General features: G+C 63.8%; 10 protein-coding genes and 1 CRISPR repeat array. Of the genes, 8 read left to right on the top strand and 2 right to left on the bottom strand.

What is annotated here, in order from left to right:
• Entirely contained in the window at positions 1–300 is a 300-nt protein-coding gene (locus HII36_RS33020) for a hypothetical protein (protein WP_173527218.1), read from the bottom strand.
• A gap of 4 nt (positions 301–304) precedes the next feature.
• On the bottom strand, positions 305–514 hold the full coding sequence (locus tag HII36_RS33015; protein WP_173527217.1) for a hypothetical protein: 210 nt from the start codon (positions 512–514) through the stop codon (positions 305–307).
• A 129-nt stretch (positions 515–643) separates the two neighbouring features.
• Here HII36_RS33015 and HII36_RS33010 point away from each other — a divergent pair, with 129 nt between their 5' ends.
• The 8 genes from HII36_RS33010 to HII36_RS32975 all read left to right on the top strand — a co-directional run bounded on the left by HII36_RS33010 (position 644) and on the right by HII36_RS32975 (position 13,762).
• Positions 644–892 (top strand): GntR family transcriptional regulator, encoded by a 249-nt coding sequence (locus tag HII36_RS33010; protein ID WP_217370269.1) that lies wholly within the window; start codon positions 644–646, stop codon positions 890–892.
• Between the two features lie 35 nt (positions 893–927).
• Positions 928–1,401 carry an NUDIX hydrolase gene (locus HII36_RS33005; RefSeq protein ID WP_173527215.1) on the top strand — a complete coding sequence of 158 codons (474 nt, stop codon included), beginning with the start codon at positions 928–930 and terminating at the stop codon, positions 1,399–1,401.
• Between the two features lie 643 nt (positions 1,402–2,044).
• A complete protein-coding gene (locus HII36_RS33000; protein WP_217370267.1) occupies positions 2,045–5,281 on the top strand; it encodes a helicase-related protein in 3,237 nt (1,078 codons plus the stop codon).
• Positions 5,278–8,022, top strand: coding sequence for a DUF1156 domain-containing protein (locus HII36_RS32995; protein WP_173527214.1), 2,745 nt, complete (start codon positions 5,278–5,280; stop codon positions 8,020–8,022). Before HII36_RS33000 ends, HII36_RS32995 begins: the two co-directional genes overlap by 4 nt.
• 52 nt (positions 8,023–8,074) lie before the next feature.
• Positions 8,075–11,062 carry a DUF499 domain-containing protein gene (locus tag HII36_RS32990; protein ID WP_173527213.1) on the top strand — a complete coding sequence of 996 codons (2,988 nt, stop codon included), beginning with the start codon at positions 8,075–8,077 and terminating at the stop codon, positions 11,060–11,062.
• A gap of 518 nt (positions 11,063–11,580) precedes the next feature.
• Positions 11,581–12,390, top strand: coding sequence for a TIGR04255 family protein (locus HII36_RS32985; protein ID WP_173527212.1), 810 nt, complete (start codon positions 11,581–11,583; stop codon positions 12,388–12,390).
• Complete coding sequence (locus HII36_RS59300) at positions 12,390–13,040, top strand: helix-turn-helix domain-containing protein (protein WP_268959666.1); 651 nt, start codon at positions 12,390–12,392, stop codon at positions 13,038–13,040. The genes HII36_RS32985 and HII36_RS59300 overlap by 1 nt, the downstream gene beginning before the upstream one ends.
• An 11-nt stretch (positions 13,041–13,051) precedes the next feature.
• Positions 13,052–13,762: a hypothetical protein gene (locus HII36_RS32975; protein WP_173527210.1), complete on the top strand. Its 711-nt coding sequence runs from the start codon at positions 13,052–13,054 to the stop codon at positions 13,760–13,762.
• Positions 13,763–14,508: 746 nt separating this feature from the next.
• A CRISPR array of direct repeats spans positions 14,509–17,412; the repeat unit is 29 nt; unit sequence GTGCTCCCCGCGCACGCGGGGATGGTCCC.
• Positions 17,413–17,565: the final 153 nt, after the last annotated feature.

Genomic DNA, 17,565 nt, shown 5'->3' with positions numbered 1-17,565 from the left:
TCACCGCGCCCGACCGTTCAGGATGCGCGTCCACAGCCTTGCCGCTTCTCGCGCCGGACCCCATGGGCTCTCAAGGGTGCTGATCGATCCGTCGTCATCCAGCGACACGTACCGGACGAAGGCCAACCCGCCCGCCGCACAGAGCTCGAAGATGGGCCAGCGGCAGGAGCAGGTGACCTCGCGGACGCGCACCCTGGCAACGCGGTCGGCAGCACGCGCCCACTCCACCCGTTCGGCCCCGGCCTGCGGAGTGGCGACATGAGTGCCGTGATAAGCGTCGAGAATAGGAGCAGCCGTCACGAGATCACCTCAGCCCGTTCTGCTCATCGAGCAGCGCCACGAGCGTCGCGAGGTCATCAGCACTGATCGTTTGCCGCAGTCCGCGCACAAGCGCCTCGTCGCTCAGGGTCACGCCGCTTCGGGTCGCGTAGAAGGTGCCCGCATCACTGCGGAAGAACGACCAGGCGGGGAACGTGCCGCGTAGCGCGCCGAGGTCATAGCCGTTGGTTGCCACATGACGAGCGTAGGAGGACAAGCGAAGCCTGTCTACCCCTAGGGGTACCGAGGGGTAGCAATAGGTACCGATAGATCTATAGAGGCGTGTGAAGAACCTTGACGCCCCCTTTCTACCCTTAGACCTGTGATGGACTTCGAGCCCGACCGCCCACGCTGGCAGCAGATCGCGGATGTCCTGCGTTCCCGCATCGCGTCCGGCGAATACCCGCCAAAGTACCTGGTGTCTGAAGTCCGGCTTGTCCAGGAATTCGGCGTCGCCCGCGACACCATCCGCAAGGCCATCAAGCAGCTGCGCGAGGAAGGCCTGCTCTACACGGTGCCCAACCTGGGCAGCTTCGTCAGCCCGCCGGGCGAGGCCGAACCCAACGAAAGCTGAGCTGTCGCCGGCACCTGGGCAGTAGGCTCCCGGCCGTGAACCGCCGTATCGACTACTACGACGACCCTGCCGCACCGGCGCCGAACAGTCTGGTCCCGTCCGTGAACGTCGTCGTCACCAACGACGCGGGCGAGCTTCTCTTGATCCGCCGCAGCGACAACGACAACTGGGCACTCCCCGGCGGTGCCATCGACCTCGGCGAGTCCATCCCTGCCGCTGCGGTCCGAGAGACTCTGGAGGAGACGGGGATCACCTGTGAGATCACGGGGCTCGTCGGGACGTACAGCGACCCTAAGCACGTCATCCTCTACACGAGCAACAGCGAGGCTAGGCAAGAGTTCTCTATCGTCCTCACGGCGCGTCCAGTCGCCGGCGAACCAACGCCGAGCTCAGAATCGCGCGAGGTCCGCTGGGTACCCAGGGGCGAAGTTGAGAGCCACCACATGGACCGATCGATGCGCTTGCGGATCAGCCACTACCTCCAGGGACACGGCCCGCACATCGGCTGATCAGCCCTCAGCCAGTCAAGCGCCAACGAACCAGAACACGCAGAACCAGCAGGACGGGACAAGCCGAGATCATCCGATCCATTGATCATCCTGCCAAGGACTCACGCCGGACTCACGCCGGAGCCGATGAGAACTTTCTCTACGTCTTCAAGGCGTGCCGCCTACGGCGCCCCGCGCGCGTTGGACGGTCGCTGCCCCGCGCTGCGGCTCTTCGGCCGGTCGCGGGCAGCGCCGCCCGCGCACTCATCAGCCTTGTCCGTCTCTTTCAAGGAGTCGGTTATTCAGGGGCCCAGGCCGTGACGATCGCCGACTTCGGTCTATACCGTACGGGGCTGGGGCGATCGGCTGCCGCGGCCCTCCTTCGTCGGGCCTTGCCACCGGATGACGTGGTACGGGCCTCAGCGAGTGCGGGCCATGTACTGCCGTGGGGTGTACCACACGAGTAGCCTTCTGGCGTACCTCGATGAGGGTCTGCAGTGATTTTTGGAGTCGGCGATGTCGGAAACCATGGCCTCGTTTGAGGTCGACGGACGGTTTCGCTTGAGTGGATGGTTGGTCGTCAGCACGACGCCGACATAATCAAGGCTGGTGCTCAACCCGATGCTGGGTCTATGGATTCGGAACAGCTACAAGGCGCGCGCGTATGAGCATGCAATCTGATGGAGAAGTGGTGTTTGAACGGGGACAGCGGGTCCGGGTTCAGAAGGACGGGGTGCCCGAGTTCGCGACGATCCGGTTCGCGCTCACGGGGGACAAGCCCGGGTCATGGGACCTCATTCTGGTTGATGACGAGGATCACCGACACGAGGTGAATCTCGCGGCTGGAGACATGGTCACGGTCCGGCCGCTAGTCAGCGACGGACGGGCTGATTCCGCCAGGGTACTGGCCGCGATGTGGACCCGGTGGATGGACGCTGCGGCCACCAACGCCGAATCCAGCGCAATGGCGTCGACGCCGTTGAAGCCGTACGCCCATCAGACGACCGCCGTCTACGGTGCGATGCTGCCACAACCACTGCTGCGGTTCCTCCTGGCCGATGAGCCAGGCACCGGAAAAACAATCATGGCGGGCCTGTACATCCGGGAGATGCAGCGTCTGGGGCTGGTCAAGCGCGCAATCATCGTGTGTCCTGCGAACCTCGCCACAAAGTGGGTGGATGACTTCCAGCGCCTCCTGGGCGGCGGGCTGCGCCAGCTCACCTCGGCCACCGTGCGTGAGGACGCGTTGAACTCCAATGACCTGTGGGTGGTGTCGCTGGAACTGGCGGCGGTCAACCCAGCTGTCCAAGACGCCATCCGCCCGGACAAGGCCGGATGGGATCTGGTGGTGTTCGACGAAGCGCACCGGCTGACGCCGACTGCGGCCGGATTCCACCAGGTCGGACGGCTGCTGGCAAAGAACACCCCGCGCGCGGTTTTGATGACTGCGACCCCGCACCGGGGTAAGGAATGGCTCTTTCGGCATCTGCTACACCTTGTCGACCCCGAGATCTACCCAGATCCGGGCAGTGATCCCAATGTCGAGCTCAACGCCCTGCGGCCCGGCCCGATCCACTTCCTCCGGCGAATGAAGGAGGACCTGGTCGACTACGACGGCAAGACGAGGTTGTTCAAGGGCCGCACGGCCCAGAACCACAACGTCCCGCTGTCGCAGATCGAGTACAGCTACTACCAGGCTGCTCTGCAGATGGTCGACCAGTTCTTCCCACCGACCGCGCAGCGGCTCGCCCGCATGGTCTACGGCAAGCGCGCGGCCTCCAGCTTGTACGCTCTCGCCGAGACCCTACGTAGGCGCTATGACCACATGGGGGCGATGAGTGAAGCTGAGGCCGCGCTGATCGCCGAAAGTGCGGACCCCGGTGATGAAGCCGAAGCGGACGAAGCGAGGATCGTCAACGCCAGTTCTACCTCCTCCAGGGCCGAACGGGCCGCGATCAAGAACCTTGCGGATCAGATCGACGTCACGATCAGGGATCCCCGATGGCGGCCCTCGAAATGGAGCCGGCTTCACAACGACTGTCTGGCCAAGCACGGAATTCACCCTGGGAACGGTGAGCAGGCCGTCATTTTCACTGAATACGCGGACTCCGCAGGGTGGATCGCCGAACGGCTCGGCGCCCAGGGCTACAGCGCCCGGCTGTATTCGGGCCGGCAGAGCAAGCCGGAACGCGACGAGGTCCGCAAGGCATTCATGCGCGGTGAGTTCCAAGTCATCGTCACCACCGACGCCGGTAATGAGGGCATCGACCTACAGGCCGCGCGCGTCCTGGTCAACTACGACATTCCGTGGTCTCTGGTCCGCCTCGAACAACGGATGGGTCGCATCCACCGGGTCGGGCAGCAACGCGACGTCTTCCTGTACAACCTGGTCGCCACCGATACACGTGAAGGTGAGACCCTCCTGCGGCTGCTGGATAACTTCGTCGCGGCGGCGAACGAGCTACGCGGCCAGATGTTCGACAGCCTGTCTGCGGTGGCCGAGCTCACGGGTGTCGACTACGACAAATGGCTCTCCGACTTGTACGGCGATGATGAGCTCAAGAAGCAGCAGGCGATCGACGCTGGCCGTGCCGTACAAGCACAGGAGCTCGCCCGGGTGGCTCGACAGGTCCGAGACAACGAGCGGCGCCTGGCCAGCCAGGTCGATGCGGTAGCCGCGCTGACACTGCTTCAGCGCGACCTGTTCGCGCGTATCAACCCTGCCATCGTCGAGGCGTACCTCGACCGGCTCATGGCCGCCGGAGTCCTGCAATCGGCGCCGACCGCTGCGGGAGCCGGGTTCCGGCGGCTGTCCCTCACCCGCGGTTCCACGTTCCCTCCCAGCCTGGGTGGTGCCGGCGAGGTCCACATCGCCACGAGCGGGGACGCGGTGCGCGAGGCCGAGGGAAGTATCGATATCGGCGACACCATCACGCTTGGGCCCGGAGAACCTGGGTTCCCGGACTTGATCAACTTGGCCGCAGCGCGTCTGGCCGAAGACCTATACCAGTCCGGCGCCGCAGCCGACCCCACCAGCCTCACCCCCTACGACCTCTATGCGTACGAGGCGACACTGACGGAGAACGACGGCAAGCGGGCCAGTGTGTGGGCGACCCTGATCAAGGTCGACGACAGCGGCAACGCCCGGCCCGTTCGATGGGAAGCCCTGGCCAACCTCGTGGCCACCGACCAGCATGGCACCGCACCACACCCAGCGCGTGAGAACAGCGCGGACGCGGCGGCCAACATCGTGGCGGCGCAGACGATCGCCGAGCACCAGAAGGTCCGCTCCGACTGGTTCGCTCAGGCACGCAGGGATCTGACAAACCTGCCGTTGAGTTTGACTGAGACGATCAACGATCGTGACACACGGCTGGAACTGCGGCGGCAACTCCAGGCCCAGACTGCGCAGCGACTCGCAGAACTCGAACGTCTCGCGGACGTTCGCCTCACCGAGCCGAAGCTTGTCGGGCGGATGCGTGTCCTGGCGGCAGCGGATATCAGCGTCAAGGCTGAGATCGACGCTGAACTGGTCTCCATGCGGCACGTCCAGCAGTTGCTCGTCAACGACGGCTGGGTGGTCGAGGACGTCCACACCGAAAGCCGTGGATACGACCTTGAGGCTCGCCGCAACAGCCAGGTCCGTCACATCGAAGTCAAGGGCGTGCTGGGTAGCGCAGCTAGCGAGGGCATCCGGATGACCGGCAACGAAGTGCTTATCGCGACCCAGCACCGCAAGGAGTACTGGCTCTACGTAGTCGACCAGTGCACCGATGGAAAGGGCCGCTTCTTCGGCGCCTATCAAGACCCCGCCACACTTTTTGCCGACGACATGGTCGGGAACGCGATCTTCCGCGTCCCCGGCAGCAGACTTAAGAACGCACCAGGGAGCAACGTATGACCCGCATGATCGAACGATGGTTTCCCTGTGCAGAGGTCAGCGCCAACAGCCGATCAGGATGGGGCAGCGGTAACGCCGAAGTCGGTGTGATGACCTGGTTCGCCAAGCGTCCCTCCGCCCAAGCCAAGGCAGCGACGATTTGCTCTCTACTGCCCTGGCCCGACGACCCTGCTGAGCAGCAACGGCTCCAGGAATTGGTCCGCGAGGCGATGACGGGCCGATACGCGAAGGCTGAGGAGATCCGGCGCGAGGTCGTCCGCAGCGAGGGTGATGGCGCCAGTTCCCTCGACCCCTTCAGCGGACGAGGAATGATTCCTCTAGAAGCAGCACGGCTTGGCATCAGCGCTCACGCACTGGACTACAGCCCGGTTGCTGTACTGGCCTCTCGACTACTCACGGACTATCCCTGCCGGATCTGGGACGACGAACCGGCAATTCCCTACCTGCAAGAGGGCACGACCCTCATAGAGACCCGGCCACGGCTCGTGCAAGATGTTAAAGCGGTGCTCGTCGAGATCGACATACGCCACCGTAACGCGCTAAAGGAGTATTATCCGCAGGTCGCGGGTCGTCATCCATGGGGGTACCTCTGGGCGATCACCATTCCCTGCCAGGAGTGCTCACGGTACTTCCCTCTCATCGGCCAACTCGATTTGCGGAAGGCTGGCAAGCGCAAGAACCGCACCACGAAGGAAACTTTCCACGATCCTGGACAGTCGTACTACATCGACGCAGACACCGAAAGCGGCACCTGGTCTGTCGTGGTTCACGAAGGCTCCCCACGCCGGGCACCCACACGGCAGGTCCCACCCGGTAAGAGCAAGTACGACAGCAACGGCCGCCTGGCCGTGTGCCCTTTCTGTACACACGCGCATGACCGTCAGATGCAGATGCGCATCTTCGAGAAGGATCTGGGGCGCGATGCGCCGCTACTCGCCGCTGACATCGACCCAGACCTCGGCAAGTCCTACCGCCCGCTGGAGCGGGAGGAGCTCGAGGCCATCGAAGCCGCCATGACCGCCCTGAGCGAAGAGCCCCGCTTTGGGCCGTTCCTCGCCGCCACACCCGACGAGCGGATTCCCGCTGGGAACACTTGGACCATTCAAGCGACCGTCTACGGCGCCCGTACCTACGGCGACATGATGAACGCCCGTCAGACGCTGTCGTTCATCACTTTGGCCAAGTGCATCCGGGACATAGGTGGGGAACTGGCCAAGAACGGCAACAGCGACGACTACATTCGGGCCCTTACGGGCTACGCTGCCGCAGTTCTGGCTAGGAAGATCCGACGCGCCACTCGTGGCTGCACCCTCGATCCCAAACTCAACAAGGTCAACGACCTTTTCGCCACTGAGTCGAGCCTCAACTTCTCGTTCGACTATTTCGAGGTCGGCCTGGCCGACGGGCCGGGAAGCTGGGCATCTGTGGCCGACGGCACTCTCAAGGCGCTTGAGACGACCATGCCGCTTCACAGTGCCGTCCCCTGCGAGGTATCGCGCGGCTCGGCGATCAGTCTCCCGTTCCGGGACCGCAGCATAACCGCTGTCGTCACCGACCCCCCTTACGACGCCATGATCGACTACAGCGATGCAAGCGATCTGTTTTACGTCTGGATCAAGCGCGCCCTCGTCGACTCCTGGCCGGAATTGGGCATGACCGCACACGAATTCGGTGTGCAGGAGAAACAAGAAGAGATCATCGTCAAGAAGGGCGGGACGAGCAACGACGACCACCGCGACCGCCAGCATTACGACTCTCTGATTACCAAGGCGTTTGGGGAGGCACAGCGCGTAGTCACACAAGACGGCGTTGTCACTATTGTGTTCGGCCACGGCGAACCAGAGGTCTGGCAACGACTGCTCACCGCGATCCACGATGCTGGGCTCGTCCTCACGGGCGCGTGGCCGGCCAAGACCGAAGCGGGCGGCAAGGTTGGCTTCACCAATATCGTCACGACCCTGACGATGGCGTGCCGCCCCGCTCCTTCTGGGCGCCCCGTGGGCAGGAAGGGTGTCGTCGAAGCCGAGATCAAGTCAGAGATTAAGAAGCGCTACCTCGATTGGGAGCGGTGGGGCCTCGCCCCTGCGGACATGTTGATGGCAGCGGCGGGGCCCGCGATGGAAGCGGTCGGCCGCTACAGCGAGGTTCTCGACGCCAAGGGCGAGCCCGTCGACATCTATACGTTCCTGCCGCTGGCGCGTGCAGCAGTCCAGGAAGCCATGGCGGTCGAGATCAACCACGAGCCATTGGATGCCTTTGACACCCGAACCCGGTTCGCTCTGTGGTGGGTGAGACTGTACGGCCGTCAGGCCCAAGCGAAGTCTGAGCTACGGTGGCAGGCTCTTGCCTCCTCTCTCGATCTGACGGCGGTCCGTGATCTGGTGGCCGATGCCGGCAAAGGCGTCTGTTTCATCACATCTCGTGATCATGTCGGTAAGATCAATGGCGACTCGGCTGTGATCGACGTAGCCTTGGCGCTCGCCGCCGCATCAGAGGAAGGGCTGCAGGCCATGGGTCAGGTACTGATCGCCGCGGGGCGAACAGGGGACGACACCCATCTATGGTCGACCATCCAGTTCCTTGCCGATCGACTTCCCGCCAATGACCCGGACTCCGTAGCACTTACTCGCGTGCTGCGAACCAAGACGGGGATCAGCAGCGCGGCCGAGTCACTCGCGGCGAGCAATCGCGAAAGTATCCTCCGCCAAGAGGTTGATGACGCTCAGCTGAGGTTGATCTGACGGCGATGAGCGATCCCAACGTATACATATATTACAAACTAGGAGAATTACCGTGACGGCGAATGTGACGCCTTGGTGGAAGGCCCTCAAACTTCGCCCGGAAATTCTCAGCGCGTCCGGCCAAATCGACGACGTGCAGATGTCGCTGTTCGGAGCCGTGCACAGCAAAGGGACAGATCGACCACCGTACGCCAATGCGGGCTACTACGGGGAGATCACCCACCCAACCGGACGACTCATCGACCTGCTTACCGAGATCGCCGTCCGCATCGGCGGCGGCGCCGACTATCTCAAGGCACGGGCGGTCACCCGGCTCGATCAGGGAATGGGCGGCGGCAAGTCGCACGCCTGCATCGGTGCCTACCACTTGGCCGCTAACCCTGAGACCCTGCTCAGTACTGAGCTCGGTCAACAAGTCGCTGAACGCGCGCGCGCCAAGCTGGGGCGGGAATTACCAAAGGATCTTGGACATCCGCACGTCGTTGTGCTGCCCTGCGACAGCATGACCCCGGGTGCGGGGAAACAGGAGATCGACGGCCCAGCTTCCAGCCTCTACGAGCGTTTCCTGTGGCGGCTGTTCACCAAGGACTATTCGCTCTATGAGCGCTACCTGCCGTTCTGGAGCGACAAACACAAGGTCGCCGAGGCTATACGGGCCGTGAACCGGCCAGTACTGATCATTATTGATGAGGTGCTCGACTACGTCGGCAACGGCCTTGACGGTGTCAACAAGCCCGAGCTGGCTGCCCAGGATATGGCCTTTCTGCGCGCGCTACTCGATGTCGTCAACGACGTGCCACACGTCGCGATGCTCGTCGTGATGATCGCCTCAGATGCCGACAAGACCGCGCTGTCCAAGGCCGGCAGGGATCGCCGTGACGATCTCAACACCCTGCTCGAACGTAATGGGCTTCCTGCTACCGTCACCGAAGTGGGCGACTTCGCCGATATCCTGCGGCGAAGGCTCTTCGACGCCGAGCCCGCCGCCGAGGTGGTCGCGGCCACAGCTGCGCTTTTCACATCCGTGCACGGAGAGAAGGCGTGGGCCAAGAACGTATGGGACGCCATCGGAGCAGACTGGCGGCAGAACTGGGAGGCTGAGGTCACCGCCAGCTATCCGTTCCACCCCATGCTGATCAACCTTGCCAAGGAGGAGTGGAGCAAGGTCACCGGATTCCAGCGAGTCCGCTCAACGATCCGGATCTTCGCCGCCACGGTGTACGCCCTGCAACAGCGCGGCAAGTCGGGTGGCTGGGTACCTGTGCTCATCGGCCCTGGTGACCTGCCGCTATCGGACAGCACGGTCCGAGAAGCGCTGCTCGGCAGCGGCCTGGTCGAGGATGACCGAACGATCGCGAACTATCGGAGTCTGGCCGAGATCGAGATCGTCAACCACGACGGCACAGACGGTACTGCCCGAAAGCAGGACCTCGGGCGCGACCCATTTCAGTGGAACGACAGCAACCCGAGCGCGGCCGAGCGCGCGGCCACGTTCATCTTCCTAGCCAGCATTGTCGGCACCCTGCGGCCCGGCCGCGGGCGCGGCGCCAGCGCACCCGAGGTCAAGGCAGCCACCGCCATCCCGGACGTGCGTTACACGATCACCGACGCCGACATCGTGGTCGATAACCTCGTCCATCCCGAGCGGGGCATGAGCGCGCTCGACATCGTGCCTGGCCAGGGCAACAACAAGCCGGCCCGGTATTTCCTATCCACCCGTCTGACCCATCGAATGCTGGTCAGTAACATCCGGCGCACCATTACACATGCGGAGCGGGACGCAATCGTCGCCGAATTCGCCAAGAAGATCGCTAGCAGCGGCCCATTTCGCGACCACAAGTTCATCCCCGCTGATCTCACACGCCCTGCGGCCGACGTTCTGGCCACCAGCGGCCTGGATACCGCCTACACCACGCGATTGTTTGTGCTCGATCCCGCGCAGTTCAGCCTGCGTAACGGCATGGAAGAGGTGACCATCGAGGCGCTCACCATCGCGATGGGGCTCGGGCAAGGCGCTCAGCAGCTCCCCGTGCAGTGGGCCAGCAGCGCCGTATTCGCGGTGGCGAACACCCAGCGGCGCGGTCTGGCTCGCGGAATGGCAGTGGAGTACCTGGCTCGGCAACGGGCGCTGGCCGCGCCCGAGATTCAGAACGACGACGAGCTCAAGGCCACCGGCACTAAGGAACTCAGCGACGCCAGGCAACAGTTGGAGAAGTCCATCAAGCGGGCCTACCAGCACGTTGTCTTCCTCGCACAGCCGGACCCAAACGGAGAACGGTATCTGGATCAGTTGACATTCGACGAGGAAAACCTCACCGCGCTAGACGGCACCAGCATCTGGAAGGGGCTCGCAGATCGGGATAAGGTCTTCGACGCTGGAGAGTTCGGAGCCAGGGCCCTGGTGCACAACCTGCGCGAGCAGGACTACGACAAGACCCTCTCCGACATTCGGGCCGCCTTCTACAGCGCCCCTCGACTGCCGCTGCTGTACGGCGGCGACCGAGACCTTCAACAGGCGATCTACGATGCTGTCACCGGCGAGCTGGTAAGCATCGTAGACGGAACTGGCGCCGAGGTGGCAGTGACCGCTCCCAGCCAGGTCAACCTCTCAAGCACAGGTCTAAGATTGGCCAAACCGCAGCTGAAGGTGTGCGCAGAGTGCGGCCAACCAATCCATGAGGGCGCGTGCGCGACCGAGGGTGGTTCCGGAGGCAATGAAAACTCTGGGTCGAGTACCCCGGGTAGACCAGGAGAAACTGGGGCCACCGGGTCCTCCGAGCGCAGCGGAGGTGGCGACGACCGCGAGCCATCTGCCAAGGATCAGCAGGTCGCCTTCTCCTTCACAAGCAATCTGCTCGCCAGCGGCGATGTCGCCGACAAGTTCGCTGCTCTGTTCCGGGCCTTCTACATCTCACTGGACGAACGGCAGATCAGCTATCTGCAGGGCACCGTCCAGATGGTGCTACAAAGCGAGGCAGCCGCGCAGCTCCGCCAGCGGCTGGAGGAATTGGGGATCACCGCAACCTTCAAGGACATCTGACGAGCCGCCAATCCAGGGATGCAGAGTCCATCTTCGACACGAGATGATCGCGGAAGGATTCAGAGGTGATTTTCACCTGAAGGCCGGTAAGCGGGTGGAATCGCTAGAGTGGTCGCCCAGGTTCTTCCTTTGGGCGACCACAGCCCCTGGCTTGCCTCGTCCCCGAAGCAGACTAGGCGCCCGGGTCCGCGGCGATGGCTATAGGCCGGCCACACCGGCTCTTTCAAGGCAGGGATCACCTCTTCTTCGCACTCCACCACGCGTTGCACCTGCACCGGGTCAACAGTCTGGAACTGGTCAGCTACTCATCTGCTCCCCCTAGTCTCATGAGCCTGGCCTATCCGGGTAGCTGATGACACGTTAGTGCAGGTAGCGGTGTCGATAGCAATCCTTGACCATACCTGACTCGACAATCACCCCTCTGCACCCGTGCCATCGGTGCACAATACGGTTAGTGTTTGGGTATTGGTTTTGGTACCAAGGCCCCATATCCTGCTATAAGAACCAGGAGCGGCGCAGTGTATGAGCGCAGGGAGATCTACCCCAACCCCCCGCTACAGCTCGTGGTTGCAGAGGTCCGCTATCCAGCGTCACCGCGCTTGCGGCATGAGGACACCCTAGACAGGCTGCGGTTGGCACTTGAGGACATCTTGCCGATCCAGCGGAGAGAGCAGACCGTCGAACTAGAGATCACCGATGAAGGATCGCAGACTTCCCGGACCCTTGAGCTCTTCCGCCTGACGAACAGAGAGTCCACCATCTCTGCCGCGATCACTCAAGGTGCTACCATATTCGAAAGTACGTTCTATACCGAATTTTCCGAATTCCGTCGGCTAATTCGTCGGGTACTAGAGGTTCTGGCGGACCAGAGTCTTATTCCTGCAATAGAACGTCTAGGCCTCCGATACATAGACGAGATTCGCGTCCCCGGCAAGATCCGTGATGCGGCAGACTGGAGTGAGTGGGTCTCTCCAGAACTCGTCGCAATGGCTGGGCCCTGGAGAGATAACGCGGCACGCTCTTTCCAGAGTGTCGTAACGTATTCGATAGGCCCAGATATGGGTATGAACTTTCGATGCATAGCGGCTGAGGGGCCGGGAGTTTTCGTCAAAGGAACGGTCCTAAAACCGCGGCGACAAAAAGCGTCCGGCCCATATTTCGTGCTCGACATCGATAGCTACTGGGAGGCATCCGAGACATCGGAGGCCCGCAAGTTTGACGTTGAGGGGACGGTCGAGCTCTTTGATCGCCTACATGCGCCAACGGGCAAGAGGTTTCAAGACGCACTTAATGATCGCTCTCGCGCAGTCTTTCGAGGTGATATTTAATGACTTTAGGCGCGTACAACGACCTGACCTCACCCACTGGCACAAGCACTCGAACGATTCGCCAATCACCGTCTCCGACAGAGACCCGATCCACCATCCTCTACGAGGCTGGCCCGCTAAGAACGTACGTTAATAGCCTTAACGCCGAAATCGCTAAGGTACACCACGCTAGCCAAGACCTTGATCTCCAGGAACGCGCAGCCGTAAAGGTGCGTAGCAGCGTTCGAACGCTACTGGATGAACTCGCGACAGACCGAGGCATGTCGTGGGCCGACATGGCACGGCTCACGGGTGTCACAGTTTCGGCCATCCGAAAATGGCGCACCGGTGGGCAGGCCTCGGCCGAAAAGCGACTTGAGCTTGCCAGGCTCGCAGCGTTTCTGGATCTGCTCGAAGAAAACTGCATCGAAGACCCGGCGCAGTGGATGGAGGTGACCTTTCCGCTAGGGGAGGGTTACGCGATCCGGCCGATGGAGCTCTATGTCGCTGGTCACAAGGCGGAACTGCTGGACATCGCCTGTGGTCGCCGCAATGCGGCAGATGTACTTGATAGCCTCGATTCGTCCTGGCGGGATGCTCGGAGGAGTAACGTGGATGTCTACATCGGGCCGGATGGTGAGCCGGCACTACGGATCCGCGATTCTCAGTAGCGAGGTGCTGCGTGGGAGATCAGCTCGACCTGTCGCATCCTGATGCCCACGAGCATGTGTACAGGGACTGGGGCGAGGTCCCACCCCTCAGTCGTCCGTTGATGCAGGGTGATGTCTTTCAAGACGTCGCCCTGCCAGACTTCGATGAGCCGCCCGCCATGATCCAGGTGGTTGCTCATCCTTGTTCCATGCGGCGTGGAACGATCCTGCGATCACGAATGGGGGTTGCCCCCCTCAATCTCCAAGATGGGCGCATCGGGAAGACCATCTGGAAGAAGAACCTACGAGTCATGCCCCTTCCTGAGCTCCTGGGCCCAGGAAAACTGAACTACCTCGTGGATCTGACCGAGAGAACCTCGGTCAAGAGCGAACGCCTGGACCTGACAAAGCGAGTGGCTACGCTCAGCAATGACGGAATACTCCTGTTGCAACAGCGTGTAATTATGAACGACACGCGGTTACTAGTTCCTCTAGATAGGCTGTATGAGGTCAATCGACATGTTCTGACGGAGACGGAACTTCAGGAGGACTGGGCTGATACCGCTCTTGAGGGAGTATCCGAGGGAGACATCGCCTCTGCCCTGGTTAAGGCAAATGAAGAGTTCGACGAGTGGCTGGGAGCTGGAGATCCGTCACGCCGAGACAAGTTGCGCAACCCGATCAACCATGCGGAGCTAAGGAGAGAGGCCCGGCGCGAGGCGCGTTCTAGGTACTCCCACTGACATGCCAAGGCGTCGACACGGATTGCGTCGAAGTAGGATCATTACAGAGCGCTATAGTTTCCATCGCTCGAGGGTCACATAGACATGTTCTCGCAAACTCTGAGCATGAATATTGCCCAGCTTGTGAACCTCATGTGGGTGAATGAACTCGACGAGGCTGGTAGTGCTCCGTCGCACGCGCGTGTAGCTCAACCCTACAAGTGTGTATGGGAAACCATCCGGCTAAGCAGGTCGCGCGAAGGGCTCTTTCTGGAGATCCCACTGCTCGTGACCTCCGGATAATAGGCAATGACGAGTGGCAGGCACTCCATAAGCGGATCTCTCTCTGCGAGACATGCGGGGGATGATCTTACTATGCCTACCGAAGTTGGGAGCTGTTTGCGCAGCTCACACCAAGTAGGCGGGCCATACATACCCCGCTCTCCTAAAGCGGGTGCCGCAGGTTCGAATCCTGCCGGGGGCACTATCGTCCAGCAGCGACAAAGAGCCCTTGACCAGCTTAAACGCCGGTTGAGGGCTTTCTTGTGCGTCCGGTGGTGTACGGCTGTGGGTGATCGCTTGCGGTTGATCGTGCCAAATACGTGCGCACGCCTAGCGGCATGCCACACTCTTGCCGGGCCCTCCAACAACCAGACCCTGATTCACCGCCTCCGATGCTCCATCCCACACAGGAGTCCGCAATGTCCGATTCCACGAAAGTGCTCCAAAACGGCCTCCGCAGCCGGTAAACGCGCAGGTCGGCGAGAGTGCTCCCCGCGCACGCGGGGATGGTCCCTACGGGCGCGTGCGCACCATCCTGCGCGCCGGGTGCTCCCCGCGCACGCGGGGATGGTCCCAACAGGGTCGCGGTCTGATGCGCGCGACCACTGTGCTCCCCGCGCACGCGGGGATGGTCCCTCGGCATGGACGTCGGCCTCCGCCAGGGCGAAGTGCTCCCCGCGCACGCGGGGATGGTCCAGATATCGGGATCTTCGCGACGGGGGAGGCGGCGTGCTCCCCGCGCACGCGGGGATGGTCCCGCCGCGGTGGTGACGTCGCCGGCGGCGGTGACGTGCTCCCCGCGCACGCGGGGATGGTCCCGGGCGTGCCTTTCGTCGCGTCGGTGATGGCTCGTGCTCCCCGCGCACGCGGGGATGGTCCCGCGGCCGACCGCCGCCGAGACGTCGCCGGCTAGTGCTCCCCGCGCACGCGGGGATGGTCCCACGGCCTGGTTGCCCTGCTCGTGCGGTTCGGGGTGCTCCCCGCGCACGCGGGGATGGTCCCTTCGGCTTGCCAAGCCTTAGTGATTCCCTGAAGTGCTCCCCGCGCACGCGGGGATGGTCCCTCGGTCACCGCCAGGATGCTCGCGCCCAGGCCGTGCTCCCCGCGCACGCGGGGATGGTCCCGCCACGACGTCACCCCTTCCCCAGGACGGCCTGTGCTCCCCGCGCACGCGGGGATGGTCCCTCCGCCGGCGCGCCGAAGAGCTCCAGCGCGGCGTGCTCCCCGCGCACGCGGGGATGGTCCCTACACGCGCGAGACCGCCGACGGACCGTCTGCGTGCTCCCCGCGCACGCGGGGATGGTCCCGGCTGAGGGACGTAGGCGAATAGTCCGGGAATGTGCTCCCCGCGCACGCGGGGATGGTCCCCTGTCCCCTATCGGGGGCCGGATCACTCTACGGTGCTCCCCGCGCACGCGGGGATGGTCCCTGGTCGGCTACGTAGTCCGATGGCGGTTGGTTGTGCTCCCCGCGCACGCGGGGATGGTCCCTCATCGACCTCCTCACCGCCATCCGCCCCGACGTGCTCCCCGCGCACGCGGGGATGGTCCCCGCGAAGCGCTGAGAGCGATCCTGGCGGCCGTGTGCTCCCCGCGCACGCGGGGATGGTCCCTGCCTCAGATCTGGGAAGGGACGTCCGGGACGGTGCTCCCCGCGCACGCGGGGATGGTCCCGCACCCGGCACCGGCGAGAAGAAGGTCGCCACGTGCTCCCCGCGCACGCGGGGATGGTCCCCTGTACACCATCGTGTGAGAGTGAGAGATCAAGTGCTCCCCGCGCACGCGGGGATGGTCCCGGATCCTCGACAGCCTGGGACGCTTCCTTGATCCGATCCGTGCTCCCCGCGCACGCGGGGATGGTCCCGCCCGCAACACAAATGTCGCCGCTGGCTCTCCGTGCTCCCCGCGCACGCGGGGATGGTCCCTGCTGGACGTAGATGGGCTCGCTTCCGGGTGGGTGCTCCCCGCGCACGCGGGGATGGTCCCCTCGGCGCGGCGCTCCAGCTCGGCGAACACCTGTGCTCCCCGCGCACGCGGGGATGGTCCTGAATAAGCCGGGGTCTCCAGTCGGAGAGCCCCGTGCTCCCCGCGCACGCGGGGATGGTCCCTGCGACTCGTCGAGGTGGCGGGGCAGCGCCTTGTGCTCCCCGCGCACGCGGGGATGGTCCCAGGCCGGACGCGTTGGGCGTGACGAGCAGGGTGTGCTCCCCGCGCACGCGGGGATGGTCCCCCGGACGGGCCGGCGCACTGGCTCCGCCGCGAGTGCTCCCCGCGCACGCGGGGATGGTCCCGCGAGGATGAGCAGGATGAGGATTACGGCGTCGTGCTCCCCGCGCACGCGGGGATGGTCCCCGCTCGCACATGGCGAGGATCCAGCGCGCGTCGGTGCTCCCCGCGCACGCGGGGATGGTCCCCCGGACGGGCCGGCGCACTGGCTCCGCCGCGAGTGCTCCCCGCGCACGCGGGGATGGTCCCAGATCGGGCACCTCGCCGGACACGCTGGTGACGTGCTCCCCGCGCACGCGGGGATGGTCCCCGCGCCACGACGGCCAAAATGCTCAAGGCTCTGTGCTCCCCGCGCACGCGGGGATGGTCCCAGTGATCGACATCTTGAAGCCCTATGATCGCGGTGCTCCCCGCGCACGCGGGGATGGTCCCAGCTCTCGGTGGAAGCTGTCGTATGAGGTGTAGTGCTCCCCGCGCACGCGGGGATGGTCCCAGCTCTCGGTGGAAGCTGTCGTATGAGGTGTAGTGCTCCCCGCGCACGCGGGGATGGTCCCTCCCAGGAGTTCGCGCAGTCCACCCAATCGAGGTGCTCCCCGCGCACGCGGGGATGGTCCCGGCCGCGCCCCCCGGGACATCCTTGACCGGCTGTGCTCCCCGCGCACGCGGGGATGGTCCCCTTTCAGTGAGAGTCGAGAGGAGGAGCCACGCGTGCTCCCCGCGCACGCGGGGATGGTCCCTCCAGCGCCAGCGTGCTGCTGTACCAGCCGGAGTGCTCCCCGCGCACGCGGGGATGGTCCCTCCATCCACTTCAGGAGGGAGACGATGGTCTTGTGCTCCCCGCGCACGCGGGGAGGGTCCCAGGTATCGGGGGCGATCTTGACGACGGACCTGGTGCTCCCCGCGCATGCGGGGATGGTCCCGAAGGCGACGCGAACACGCCGATCATCACTGTGTGCTCCCCGCGCACGCGGGGATGGTCCCGCCGCCGCGGGCGGCCGGATGCTCAACCGAAAGTGCTCCCCGCGTACGCGGGGATGGTCCCTAGCCCTGCACGACGAGGCCCCCGCCCTCTTCGTGCTCGCCACGCACGCGGGGATGGTCCCGTCATCCGAGGTGAGCGGGTTGTCCAAGGGCTGTGATCCCCGCGCATGCGGGGATGGTCCCAACCAGGCGAGCTTGCCGGCCACCGCCGGTTGCGTCCACGGAGGTGGTGTACGAGTTTCACCTGGTCACAGGCGTGCCGCCGGGAAATGAGGACGGTCATCGCGTGATCCTTTGAATGCGACACTTCAAGATCAAAGGAGACACGTGATGACC

The sequence above is a fragment of the Nonomuraea antri genome (genome assembly GCF_013283785.1).
Taxonomy (GTDB): Bacteria; Actinomycetota; Actinomycetes; order Streptosporangiales; family Streptosporangiaceae; genus Nonomuraea; species Nonomuraea antri.
Note: the sequence above shows the minus strand (reverse complement) of the source record. Positions and strands in the feature narration are given on the sequence as shown.